The following is an 11,480-nucleotide window of genomic DNA, read 5'->3' as shown; positions in this document are numbered from 1 at the left end:
CGGCGACCGGGGCGTGCACGGTGACGGTCGAGTGGTGGGCGTAGCGCGCGGGGTCCGCCACATGGTCGGCGTTTCCCGGCAGCGTCCGGGCGTCGGGGAAGGCGCCCGTCACCAGGGCGACCGCCTCGACTCCCTTTCTCCTGACGAGAATTGGCATCTCGCCGGTCGCGTGACCGGCGAGATCGGTCACCGCCGCCGCTCCGGTCTCGGCGTCGCTCGCCCGCTCCAGTCGCGGGTGCTTCAGCAGGGCCGCGACGACGGAATCGTCACCGGCCCAGCCCGCCGCCGTCGCGGGCGGACGGCCTACGACCACCACCCGGCCGCCCACGTCGAGGAGTTGGGTCAGTCGCCGTGCGGTCTCCTCCTCCAGGACGCTCGTCGAGGGAAGCAGCACCGCGCGGTACGCCAAGTCCCGTACGCACAGGGCTCCTTCGGTGGCCGTGGCGCGCTGCACGGACGCGTCGTCGATGACGTCGTAGGAGATGCGGTGGCGGTCCAGTGAACCGACGTGCGGGTCGACCCAGTTGTTGGTGCCGCACAGGTCCAGATAGTGGCGCTGTGTCTCGTCGACGTCGGCGTGGTCCTCGCCCAGGCGGCCGTCGCCGAAGTGCTGGACGGGGGCGTCCAACGGGATGAGGGACTGCATGGTGGCGGTGGGGTGCAGGACCGCGACGTCGGCGCTGTAGGTGCCCCAGGACATGATCGAGCAGATCCGGGCGACGGCACGGGAGAACGCCGGGTACTGCTGCCAGTAGGGCTGGCGCCAGTCGGTGGACGGCGGCGCCCACTCGAACCAGCCACCCGCCGTTCCGAAGTAACTCGCGTGCGGGTTATAGAGATTGGCGCCGCTGCGCAGGAACGGCAGGAGCCAGTCGTAGGTGTCCGCCGGTGTGCCGCCCCAGCCGGAGGAGTGGAACGCCTCGATCCAGACGCGCTCGTGGCCGTAGAGGTGGGCCATGGAGGAGTGGACCTTGGAGTCGCCCTCGTGGTCGCTGCCGACGGCGCCGTACCAGCGGTGGGTGCGGAAGTAGTCGGTGTAGATCTGCGTCGACTGGGCCGGGAAGCCCGCCCGCGCCGGGTTGCTCTGATCGGCCCCGATGAGCATGCCGCGTTCGTGGTGCCAGGCGGCGAGGGGCTTGAAGAGTGCTTCTTCGGTGAGTTCGGCGCGGACCGCGTAGTAGTCGGCGCGGATCTTCGCCGCACGCGCGGTCAACCGGCCGAAGAGTGCGGGCAGATGGTCGAGGAGGTCGTAGCCGCGACGGGCGCGGAACTCGTCGGGAAAGCGGTGGCTCCAGGAGTTCGTGCCGGGCAACTCGTCCTGGAAGCTGCCCGCGATGACGTTGCCCAGGTATTCGGGGACGCGCCGGTCGTACTCGTGGTGGACGGCGTCCAGCAGCAGCCCCACGGCGTGCGGGTCCAGGTAGTCGAAGGCCGTCGGGACGGTGACGGCCAGCCGTACGTCCGTGCCCTCGGCGGCCGGAATCCGCACATGGCCGGAGTCGAGGACCACGTGCAGCCGACGGCCCGTCAAGTCGTAGGCGGCGACGAGGGTTTCGGCGCCGCGCAACGCAACTGTGCCGCCGGTGACGGTGGCCGTGCGGGAGCGCAGGGAACGGCCGGTGGCCTCGGGGTGATGTCGGGTGACGGTGCCCTGGACGTTGGCGCCGGAGAAGCCGATCTGGTCGTAGAACCACAGGCGGGTGCCGAGGTCCCGGGCGATCCGGCAGGCGTCGGTGAAGCGGGACCACCACTCCTCGCCGAACCACGGCGGGCTGTCCGTGCGGGCGCCGAAGGCCGGGCCGGCCGGGGCCAGGTTGATGACGACGAGGTTGTGGACGCCGCCCTCCGCGAATCTGCGCATCTGCCATGCGAGGCGCTCGCGAGTGACCTCGGCACCCGACCACCACCACAGCGGGGTGGGGCCGAAGTCCCGGGGCGGGGCGTCGAAGAGCTGCTGCAGCGCGGGCGAGATCACGATGTTGGTCCTTCCGAGTGCGGCTCGGTCACCCTCACGGCTCAAAAAACGTTTTAGGTCGGCTCAGGCGTCCGCCACCTGCGATGTTGGCACCGGATCCGCGACGCGGGAAGGAGGCCGACCCTGATTGCTCCGGACGCGTGACGGATACGTGCACGAGGGCTTGTTGGAACGTTTTTTGGACCCTATATTCACTGCGACCCCGGCCCAGAGCCGCGAGGAGCCGCATCATGATCCGATTCTCACCTGCACCGGAACACGCGGAACAGCCCATCCCGAAGCACCTGTGGAAGGTCGCTGCCCTCTCGGGCATGGCCTCCTACCTCGACGCCGCGCTCATCGTCAGCATCGCCGTCAACCTTGCGATCTACCGCGACAGTTACGACATGGGCGTGTGGATGGCCGGGGCGATCAGCGCGATCGTCACCGGCTGCATCGCGGTCGGCTCCCTCGTCGGCGGACGGCTCGCCGACATGTTCGGGCGCCGTCGCGTCTACAACCTGGACATCCTCTGCTACGCGATCGGCGCGATCGTCATCACCCTGGCGCCGAACGACATCGTCCTCTTCGTCGGCGTGCTCATCGCGGGGCTGGCCGCCGGTGCCGACCTGCCGACGTCCCTGGCCGTCGTCTCGGACGCCGCGCCCCCCGAGGGCCGAGCGCGGCTCGTGTCGTTCACCCAGGTCATGTGGGTGCTGGGCATCGTCGTCGTGATCTTCCTCGGCTACGTCCTGTCGGACACCGGCATGACCGGGGCGCGGTTCATCACCGGTCACCTGGTCGTCGCCGCGCTGGTCACCTGGCAGCTCCGCGCCCGGCTCGAACTGCCCGACGAGCAGCCGGAGTCGACCGTCGAGGAGAACGCGGCCCCACGCGGCATCGAACTCAAGAACGTGTGGAACCGCGCCGCGCTGCTGCCGATGGCCGCGACCTTCGTCTACTACGTCACCTGGGGCATCGGCGCCAACACCTTCGGCCAGTTCGGCACGTATCTGCTGGTCACGGTCAGCGGTGCCTCGCAGAGCCTGGCCACCGGGATCAACCTGGCCTTCCTGCCGATCGCGCTGGTCCTGACCTTCGTCTTCGTCCGGGTCGCCGACACCCCTTGGCGCGACCGGCTGTTCTACGTCTTCACGGTCGTGCAGGTGGTGGCCTTCTGCATCGCCTCCCTCACCGCCGGTGCCCTCGCCGGCATGCTGGTCTTCTTCGTGCTGTACCAGATCTCCAACCCCTTTGCCGGGGAGGCCAGTTACAAGGTCTGGTCGCAGCTCACGCTGCCCCCGGACACCCGCGGCACCACCCAGGGCCTCACCTACGCCCTGTCACGCGGGGTCTTCGCGGGCGTCGCGTTCGTCACGCCGGCGCTGATGGACTACAGCGCGTCGCTGCTCCTGTGGTTGATCACGCTCTGCATGGCGGCCTCGGGGATCGCGGGGGTGTACGTCATCCATGTCCTCATCCGGCGCTCCCCCGAGACAACGGCAGCTCCGGTCAAGGGACTTGGCGTGGCTCGCACCTGACCCCAGGCCGGAACCCGGAAGGAACACCCCGCATGACGACGACCGACCCCACGACCGCGACCACCGAACATCCCACGACCGTGACCGCGGAACGCGCCGCCGCCCTGCGCGAGTTGCTCCCGCCGGTACCCCGCCGCCGCACCCGGATCGGACTCGTCGCGGGTGGCCTCGGCGCCTACTGGCCCCAATTTCCTGATCTGCTCCCCCAGTTGAAGGAGTCGTCCGCGTACGTCGCCGAGCGCTTCCAGCGGATGGACGCGGAGGTGACCGACGTCGGCTTCATCTCCGACGCCGTGGAAGGGGCGGCAGCGGCGGAGCAACTGCGGCGCGCCGACTGCGACTTGATCGTGCTGTTCCTGACGACGTACCTGACCTCGTCGATGGTGCTCCCGATCGCCCAGCGCTCGCACACCCCCGTGCTGGTCATCGACCTCCAGCCGTCCGAGCGGATGGACCACGCCTCCTTCGACACGGGCGCCTGGCTCGCCTACTGCGGGCAGTGCCCGGTGCCCGAGGTGGGCAATGTGTTCCGGCGGGCCGGCATCCCCTTCCGGTCGGTGTCGGGCTGGCTGCGGCAGGAGTCGGCCTGGCTGCGCATCGAGCAGTGGATCCGGGCGGCAGGGGTACGGGCCGCGCTCCGGCATGCCCGACACGGTCTCATGGGGCATCTGTATCCGGGGATGCTCGACGTGTCGACCGATCTGACGCTGCTCCCGGCGACGTTCGGCTCGCATGTCGAGGTGCTGGAGTTCGACGACCTACGGCATCGGGTGGAGCGGGTGAGCGAGGCCGAGACCCGTGAACGCATGGCCCTCGCCCGGCGGATCTTCGCCGTGGACGACAGCGTGGTCGACGAGGACTTCGCGTGGGGGGCGACCGTGTCCGTCGCCGTCGACCGGCTCGTCGAGGACTTCGGCCTCGACACCCTCGCCTACTACCACCGGGGACTCGACGGTGAGGCGCACGAACGGCTCGGCGCCGGCATGATCCTGGGCGCCTCGCTGCTCACCGCCCGGGGCGTGCCGGCCGCCGGCGAGTACGAACTCCGCACCAGCCTGGCCCAGTTGGCGACGCAGAGCATCGGGGCCGGTGGCTCCTTCACCGAGATCCAGGCTCTCGACTTCGAGGACGGCGTGGTGGAGATGGGCCACGACGGCCCCGCCCATCTGGCCGTCAGCTCCCGTGACCCGCTGCTGCGCGGCCTGGGCGTCTACCACGGCAAGCGCGGCTGGGGCGTCAGCGTGGAGTTCGACGTCCGGCACGGGCCCGTCACCCTCCTCGGCCTCGGCCAGGACGCCGACGGCACCCTGTCGTTCATCACGTCCGAGGGCACCGTCGTCCCCGGACCGCTGCTCACGATCGGCAACACCACCAGCCGCGTCGACTTCGGCCGCGACCCCGGTGAGTGGGTCGACGCGTGGAGCGCGTCGGGCGTGGGCCACCACTGGTCCCTCGCACTCGGCCATCACACGGGCGACCTCCGGGCGGCGGCGAGTCTGCTGGGGATCGAACACCGGGAGGTGTGAGCGCGGGCGGCACGAAGGAGAGCGGCCGCGATCAGTACGGCCGCTTCATCCCGTGGTTCTCCAACGCCGTGGAGTAGCGGGCCAGCAGAGCGTCGAGTCCCGCCAGCAACAGGCCCGCGGACTCCCCCGCGTCGACGAGGTCGCCCCGGCCACAGGCTTCCACCACCTCGGCCACATCGCTGCGGAGGATGTGAAGGGAGTCCCCCTGGATCAGCACACCGGGAAACCGGCGACCGGGGAGACGGACCACGGCATCGTTCCCACCGTCAGTGAACAGCTCTACGTCGACACGCTCCATGGAGCCATCCAACCCGAGAGCACCCCGTGACACCAACGACATAGTGTGCGGGGCGACTTGGAGCGGGATGACTTGGATGTCGCTCGACGCGCACCCGGCCCTTGAGGGATCCTCGTCGCTGATCACACCGAGGAGACACCTTGCTCACCGAGTACCAGCAGAGGCTGCGCGACCGCTGCCTCGCCGCCCCCGTCATGCCCGCGCCGGAGCCCTGGCGGCCGGTGCTCGACAACAGGACCCCTGTCGGCGGCCTGCTCGGCATCGGTTTCGCCACCGATCCCGGCACCGGGCACGACCTCGCGATGGTGGTCTCGAACGACGGTCACGGACTCTTCGACGCGTTCACCGGTGAGAAGATCGCCCGCGACCGGGACCCCGATCCCGATACCTGCATGCCCGACGACGTGCATCTCGTCTGCCCCGGCCTCGGACCGATCGCGGGCGTTCCGGTGCGGATCGCCGGTCTCTTCGGCGGCGGTCTGCACAGCGGTTCGCCCGACGGCTGGACCGTGGACGTCGTCAGCCCAGAGTGGCCGCACGACCGGGTCGTCCTCTCGACGGGCCACGGCATCCACGAGGGGCAGGCCGGAGAGACGTGGTGGCACGTCTTCGACGCCAACTACTCGGAGCTGCGCGCCGCGGGCTTCTCACCCTCCGGCCAGACCCTCGCCGTCGCCACGAGCAGCGACCTCAGCCTGTGGACCCGCCGCGCCCCGCACTGACGTAGGGCCGCCTCCCCGGCTCCCGGTCGCGGCCGTTCACCCAGAAGAACAGGACCAGCGAAGACACCGCGGCGACCGCGCACCACGTCGAGACGAACTCCAGCTCCCACAGCGTCCAGCAGACCAGCGCGCCGGCCGTGACCAGGACCCCCATCACCACCAGCCCGCGCTCACCTGACAGGAGCAGCGAGCCGACCGTCGCCACCAGGTAGCCGGCGATGACCAGTTGGGCGTAGGGAAGATCGACGACGTAGCCGAGGGTGTGGCCGCGGATCTCGGCCCTCACGGGGTGTGCGGCGAGGGCGTGGGCGAGGGCCGCCGCGGTCGCCGCGCCGAGCGCGACCAGCACGGCGATCCGGGGCCGGGCCCGCCGTGACGCGGCGCACCACACGCCCACCGGGACCCACACCGCGAGCAGCGGCATGGCGATGACGGCCCAGGCGAGGGTGGCGGGCCCGGTGCCTCCGTCGGCCGCCCACACCGCGGACTCCACGATCTGATGGGCGCCCAGCAGCAACGGCAGCGCGGCCAGCGGGAGATCGGTCCGCCGTCGCGCCCGCACCACACAGGCCACTCCTACGGCGGCGACCGCCGCTCCGGCCACGAGGTCGGCCTTCGCACTCCAGCACATCGCACCTCCATGGGATCCGTTCGCGTCAGCGCGAGTCAGCGGCCACGCTACGGCCCCGCGCCGCCGCAGCTGGGGTGACACGACCGCCGTGGCGCCCCGTGATCACCTGCCCACCGGCGCCCTCTCGACGCCAGGTCCGGACAACTCTCGAGGCTCTGAGCCCAGTTGGCGGCTCTGCCACGAAACCACCCCCGGCCTGCGCGGGAACGCCCCGCCATGATTGGCTGACCCCGCCCACCGCACACCGTGCGCACGCACAGGAGGACACCGCAGCCATGAGCAACGCCTATACGTTCGAGTACAAGGTCGTCAGCTTCCGGGAGTCGCTGATCGGCGACGCGCTGGACAGCGACAAGCTGGAGAAGGTCCTCAACAAGCACGCCGAGGACGGCTGGGGTCTCAAGGCCATCACCGCCGCCGACGTCAAGGGCCGCATTGGCCCCGGCGCGGTCGAGGGCCTGCTCCTCACCTTCGAGCGGCCGCGCGCGTAACCACCGGGACCGTACGCGGGACGGGGGCCGGGAGTCGTCAGCGCCGAGGAGTCGCGATCGGCGTACCGGGGCCCGGGATCTCCCCCGACCCGCGCGGGATCAGCTCGGTCGGCATGACGACCCGGCGCGGCGGTGACGTGTCCCCGTGGATCCGGGCGAACAGCAGATGCGCGGCGCTCGTCGCGAGCGCGACCGGGTCCTGCGCGATGACCGTGACCGGTGGCGTCAGCCGCGCGGCGAGCGCAATGTCGTCGAAGGCGATGAACGCGACCGACGCGGGCAGCACGCCCAACACCCCCAGCGCGACAACCTCGTTGCCCGCGAGGACGGCCGTCGGCGGCTCCGGCGCGGCCAGGATCGCGGTGACGGCCCGCGCGGCATCCGCGCCGGACCGCAATCCGTGCCGGGCGAGCGCCGGATCGGCGTCGATGCCCGCGGCGCCGAGAGCCGCCAGATAGCCGCGGTGGCGTTCGCCGAAGGTCCAGATCTCCCGCTGGTCGCCGAGATAGCCGATACGGCGGTGCCCGTGCGCGATCAGATGGCCCACCGCCTGCCGGACCGCGCCGAAGTTGTCGACCACCACGGTGTCCACGTCCAGGCCCGGTGCCGCCCGGTCCACGCACACGATCTTCGTGCCCCGCGCCTGCGCCGAACGCAGAAAGCGGTGGTCGCCCGCGACCGGGGTGAGGATCAGCCCGTCGACGCGGCGCGCGGTGAAGGCCGCGACGACCTCGCGTTCACGGCGTGGGTCGGCGCGGCTGGAGCCGATGAGGACCATGTTGCCGAGCCGGTGGGCGACGTCCTCGGTGGCCGAGGCGACAGCGGCCATGAAGGGGTCGGCAACGTTGTCCACCATCAGTCCGATGGTCTGGCTGAGCCGGTCCGTACGCCGTAACTGCCGTGCCACGTCGTCGCGTTGATAGCCCAGCTTGCGGACGGCGGCCGCCACCCGGGCGGCGGTGCGGGGCGCCACGCCGGCCTCGCCGTTGACCACCCGGGACACCGTCATCACGCTCACGCCCGCTTCCGCGGCCACGTCTTTCATCCTGGGACGACTGGCCACGCCGCGTCCTCCAGATCTCGCCCGGCACCACCGGACCGAAGGGCCGACGGCGTGCGTCCGAATCCCTGTCCGTCACGACCCTTGACGCCCACTCATGGGCCTCCCAGAATCGACGAACTGTTAACGATACCAACCAGAAAGCACAGCATGGCCTCTGCAAGAGAACCACTTCTCGCGGCACATGGCGTGGTCAAGCGTTTCGGTCATGTCCAGGCGCTCTCGGGCGCCGACTTCACGGCGTACGCCGGCGAGGTCGTCGCATTGATCGGTGACAACGGCGCCGGCAAGTCGACTCTGGTGAACGTCCTTTCGGGCGTGCTCACCCCGGACGAGGGCGAGGTGCGCCTGGACGGGGTGCCGGTCCGCTTCACGGGTCCGATGGACGCGCAACGGCACGGAGTCGAGACCGTCTACCAGGATCTCTCACTGGCACCGGATCTTGACGCGGCGTCAAATCTCTATCTCGGCAGGGAACTTGTGCGCGGAGGCCTGCTCGGCCGCCTGGGCGTGCTCGACCGGCCCACCATGCGCCGGGAGGCGATCGCGGCCTTCGGTGAACTGGGTGTGGAGCTGAAAGATGTGACGGCTCCTGTGACAACGTTGTCAGGAGGGCAACGGCAGTCGGTGGCCGTGGCGCGCGCGGTCGCCTTCGCCAACAAGGTCATCTTCATGGACGAGCCGACCGCCGCCCTGGGCGTCGTCCAGCGCGCTCGCGTCCTGGAGACCGTCCGCAGGGTCGCCGACCGGGGCATCTGCGTCGTCCTGATCAGCCACAACATGCCCGAGGTGCTGTCGGTGGCCGACCGGGTCGAAGTACTGCGGCTGGGGCGCAGGGTCGCCTCCTTCACCGCGGCCGACGCCACGATCGAGAAGCTCGTCGGCGCCATGACCGGATCGCTGGACGAACCCGCGCCTGGCGGGGACCACGGCCCGGCCGGCGCGACGGAAGAAGCGGAGAACGGGCGATGAGCGCCAACAGCCAGGACATCAAACCGGCCGCCCCCGCGCAGGACACGCCACCGGCCGACGGTGGCCGCCTCGCGATACCCCCGTGGCTCCGACGGGCCGCCGGCATCAGCGAGTTGTGGACCTTCGTGATCCTCGTCGCCCTGGTCGCGTTCTTCACGATCGCGGCACCGGGCAAGTTCTTCACCACGTACGACATCACGCAGATCGCCGTGAACGCGGCCATCTATCTGGTGCTCGGCGTCGGCATGACGTTCGTGGTCATCACCGCGGGAATCGACCTGTCGATCGGCTCGGTGCTGGTGCTGGCGGCGGTGGCCGCGGGCGAGTACAACATCCACCACGGCGGCCCCACCGCGGGCTGGTTCACGGTCGCGGTCTGTGTCGTCATCGCCCTTGCCGTGGGCGCCGGTTGGGGCGCGTTGCAAGGTGCGGTGGTGGCGACCGGGAAGGTGCCCCCGCTGATCGTGACCCTGGGCGGTCTCGGCGCGGCACTGGGCATCGCCGAACTCATCACCGGCGGCCAGGACCCGGCAGGCGCCGCCGCCACCCACCTCCAGAACAGCCTGGGCTTCGGCAAGTTGCTCGGCATCCCCTGGATGGTGATCCTGGCCGCGGTGGTCACCGCCCTGTTCGGCGCGGTCCTCGGCGCCACGAAGTTCGGCAGCAACACCCTCGCGATCGGCTCCAACCCGACCGCCGTCCGCCGCGCGGGCATCCCGGTGGGCCGCCACCTGATCAAGGTCTACGGCCTGATGGGCCTCCTCGCCGGTCTCGGCGCGGTGATGTGGCTGGCGTCGTACGGCACGACGTCGATCGCCGGGCACTCCACCGACAACCTGAAGGTGATCACCGCCGTGGTGCTGGGCGGCACCAGCCTGTTCGGCGGGCGGGGGTCGGTGCTGGGCACCGTGATCGGCGTGTTCATCCCCGCGGTGCTCACCACCGGACTGATCGTCATCGGCGTTCAGCAGTACTGGCAGGACGTCGCCGTCGGTGTCGTGCTGGTCGCCGCGGTCTACATCGACCAGATGCGCAGGAAGACGCGGGAGCGCGCATGACGCGCGGCTCGACTCCCGGCACCGCTCCCGACACGGCTTCCGCCCCGACGTTCACCTCGGCCTTCGCGCCGACGTTCGCCTCGACCTTCGCCCCGACGTTCGCCTCGACCTTCGCCCCGACCCTCGTATGACCCAGGAGGACACCCTCATGTCGCACATCCGCATCACGCGCAAAGTACTGGTCGCCGCGGGCACCGTGCTGGCCCTGACCGGCGCCGCCGCCTGCAGTTCGTCGAGCGACAGCGGCAGTTCGGGGTCGAAGGGAGGCGCCTCCGGCAAGAAGGTCCGGCTGATCACCGGCGTCAAGAGCGACCCCTTCTACATCACCATGACCTGCGCGGCGCAGACCGAGGCCAAGGCCAAGGGCATGGACTTCTCCGCGGACGGCTCCGCGCAGTGGGACGTGTCGGTCCAGCGCCCGCTCATCGACTCGGTGGCGGCGACCCGGCCGGACGGGCTGCTGATCTCACCGGTCGACGTCAGCGCGCTCACTCCGTCGCTCAAGCAGATCCAGTCGTCCGGGACCAAGGTCGCGCTGGTGGACACCACGGTCTCCGACTCCTCGATCGGCATCACCCGCATCTCGTCCGACAACGAGAAGGGCGGCCGGGTGGCGGCCGACGCGCTGGCCAAGCTGATGAACGAGAAGGGCTCGGCGATCGTCATCAGCGTCAAGCCTGGCGTCTCCACGACCGACGCGCGTATCAAGGGCTTCACCGAGGAGATGGCGAAGTACCCGAACATCAAGTTGCTGCCGACGCTCTACGACAACGACCTGCCGGCCACCGCGGCCTCCCAGATCCAGTCGACGCTCGCGGCCCACCCCGACCTGGCCGGTGTCTTCGCGGGCAACACCAACACCGGTACGGGCATAGCCACGGGTCTCAAGCAGGCCGGCAAGCAGGGCAAGGTGCAGGTCGCCGCGTTCGACGCGGAACCGGACGAGGTCGCCTCGCTCAAGGCGGGCACCCTCCAGGTCCTGGTCGCGCAGGACCCGGCGGCGATCGGCAAGGAGGCCGTCGACCAGCTCGCGGCCGCGTTCGAGGGCAAGACCGTCCAGAAGTCGGTCGGCACGAACATGGTCGCCATCACCAAGGCGAACATGGGCGACCCCGCGATCAGCAAGTACTTCTACAAGGCGGGTTGTTGAGCGAACCGTGACCGTCGGTCCCGCCGGGCGCCCCCGGAAGGGGCGGGCACCCAGCGGGACCGACGGTCACGGTTCGC

General features: G+C 70.3%; 12 protein-coding genes. 8 read left to right on the top strand and 4 right to left on the bottom strand.

Annotated features, from left to right (window positions below):
- A partial coding sequence (locus JHN63_RS38185; protein ID WP_307782076.1) for a glycosyl hydrolase occupies positions 1-1,975 on the bottom strand: 1,975 nt, incomplete at its 3' end.
- A 230-nt stretch (positions 1,976-2,205) separates the two neighbouring features.
- Here JHN63_RS38185 and JHN63_RS38180 point away from each other — a divergent pair.
- Positions 2,206-3,495: an MFS transporter gene (locus JHN63_RS38180; RefSeq protein WP_200689697.1), complete on the top strand. Its 1,290-nt coding sequence runs from the start codon at positions 2,206-2,208 to the stop codon at positions 3,493-3,495.
- 32 nt (positions 3,496-3,527) lie between these two features.
- On the top strand, positions 3,528-5,021 hold the full coding sequence (locus JHN63_RS38175) for an L-fucose/L-arabinose isomerase family protein (protein ID WP_200689695.1): 1,494 nt from the start codon (positions 3,528-3,530) through the stop codon (positions 5,019-5,021).
- A 31-nt stretch (positions 5,022-5,052) separates the two neighbouring features.
- On the opposite strand, the gene JHN63_RS38170 is transcribed toward JHN63_RS38175, so the two are convergent.
- A complete protein-coding gene (locus JHN63_RS38170; protein WP_200689685.1) occupies positions 5,053-5,319 on the bottom strand; it encodes a hypothetical protein in 267 nt (88 codons plus the stop codon).
- A 140-nt stretch (positions 5,320-5,459) separates the two neighbouring features.
- Between JHN63_RS38170 and JHN63_RS38165 the strand changes: the two genes are divergently transcribed.
- Complete coding sequence (locus tag JHN63_RS38165; RefSeq protein ID WP_200689683.1) at positions 5,460-6,041, top strand: hypothetical protein; 582 nt, start codon at positions 5,460-5,462, stop codon at positions 6,039-6,041.
- Here JHN63_RS38165 and JHN63_RS38160 read toward each other — a convergent pair.
- Positions 6,010-6,672, bottom strand: a complete 663-nt coding sequence (locus JHN63_RS38160; RefSeq protein ID WP_200689681.1) for a DUF6629 family protein — start codon at positions 6,670-6,672, stop codon at positions 6,010-6,012. The two genes, JHN63_RS38165 and JHN63_RS38160, sit on opposite strands and share 32 nt — an antisense overlap.
- Before the next feature lie 275 nt (positions 6,673-6,947).
- On the opposite strand from JHN63_RS38160, the gene JHN63_RS38155 reads away from it, so the two are divergent.
- A complete protein-coding gene (locus tag JHN63_RS38155; protein WP_019056094.1) occupies positions 6,948-7,163 on the top strand; it encodes a DUF4177 domain-containing protein in 216 nt (71 codons plus the stop codon).
- Positions 7,164-7,200: 37 nt separating this feature from the next.
- On the opposite strand, the gene JHN63_RS38150 is transcribed toward JHN63_RS38155, so the two are convergent.
- A complete protein-coding gene (locus JHN63_RS38150; protein ID WP_200689701.1) occupies positions 7,201-8,208 on the bottom strand; it encodes a LacI family DNA-binding transcriptional regulator in 1,008 nt (335 codons plus the stop codon).
- Positions 8,209-8,373: 165 nt separating this feature from the next.
- Here JHN63_RS38150 and JHN63_RS38145 point away from each other — a divergent pair, with 165 nt between their 5' ends.
- The 4 genes from JHN63_RS38145 to JHN63_RS38135 are packed head-to-tail and all read left to right on the top strand — an operon-like array spanning position 8,374 to position 11,403.
- Positions 8,374-9,195 (top strand): ATP-binding cassette domain-containing protein, encoded by an 822-nt coding sequence (locus JHN63_RS38145; protein WP_200689679.1) that lies wholly within the window; start codon positions 8,374-8,376, stop codon positions 9,193-9,195.
- Positions 9,192-10,253, top strand: coding sequence for an ABC transporter permease (locus tag JHN63_RS38140; RefSeq protein ID WP_200689677.1), 1,062 nt, complete (start codon positions 9,192-9,194; stop codon positions 10,251-10,253). The genes JHN63_RS38145 and JHN63_RS38140 overlap by 4 nt, the downstream gene beginning before the upstream one ends.
- Positions 10,250-10,384, top strand: a complete 135-nt coding sequence (locus tag JHN63_RS54075) for a hypothetical protein (RefSeq protein WP_267953847.1) — start codon at positions 10,250-10,252, stop codon at positions 10,382-10,384. Before JHN63_RS38140 ends, JHN63_RS54075 begins: the two co-directional genes overlap by 4 nt.
- Positions 10,381-11,403: an ABC transporter substrate-binding protein gene (locus JHN63_RS38135; RefSeq protein ID WP_234478320.1), complete on the top strand. Its 1,023-nt coding sequence runs from the start codon at positions 10,381-10,383 to the stop codon at positions 11,401-11,403. The genes JHN63_RS54075 and JHN63_RS38135 overlap by 4 nt, the downstream gene beginning before the upstream one ends.
- The last annotated feature ends 77 nt before the right edge of the window (positions 11,404-11,480 follow it).

It is taken from the genome of Streptomyces sp. MBT65 (assembly GCF_016612545.1).
Taxonomy (GTDB): Bacteria; Actinomycetota; Actinomycetes; order Streptomycetales; family Streptomycetaceae; genus Streptomyces.
Note: the sequence above shows the minus strand (reverse complement) of the source record. Positions and strands in the feature narration are given on the sequence as shown.

Coding starts and splice junctions, on each gene's coding strand:
- JHN63_RS38180 (WP_200689697.1), top strand. CDS start 2,206: ATGATCCGATTCTCACCTGCACCGGAACACGCGGAACAGCCCATCCCG.
- JHN63_RS38175 (WP_200689695.1), top strand. CDS start 3,528: ATGACGACGACCGACCCCACGACCGCGACCACCGAACATCCCACGACC.
- JHN63_RS38170 (WP_200689685.1), bottom strand. CDS start 5,319: ATGGAGCGTGTCGACGTAGAGCTGTTCACTGACGGTGGGAACGATGCC.
- JHN63_RS38160 (WP_200689681.1), bottom strand. CDS start 6,672: ATGTGCTGGAGTGCGAAGGCCGACCTCGTGGCCGGAGCGGCGGTCGCC.
- JHN63_RS38155 (WP_019056094.1), top strand. CDS start 6,948: ATGAGCAACGCCTATACGTTCGAGTACAAGGTCGTCAGCTTCCGGGAG.
- JHN63_RS38150 (WP_200689701.1), bottom strand. CDS start 8,208: ATGAAAGACGTGGCCGCGGAAGCGGGCGTGAGCGTGATGACGGTGTCC.
- JHN63_RS38145 (WP_200689679.1), top strand. CDS start 8,374: ATGGCCTCTGCAAGAGAACCACTTCTCGCGGCACATGGCGTGGTCAAG.
- JHN63_RS38140 (WP_200689677.1), top strand. CDS start 9,192: ATGAGCGCCAACAGCCAGGACATCAAACCGGCCGCCCCCGCGCAGGAC.
- JHN63_RS54075 (WP_267953847.1), top strand. CDS start 10,250: ATGACGCGCGGCTCGACTCCCGGCACCGCTCCCGACACGGCTTCCGCC.
- JHN63_RS38135 (WP_234478320.1), top strand. CDS start 10,381: ATGACCCAGGAGGACACCCTCATGTCGCACATCCGCATCACGCGCAAA.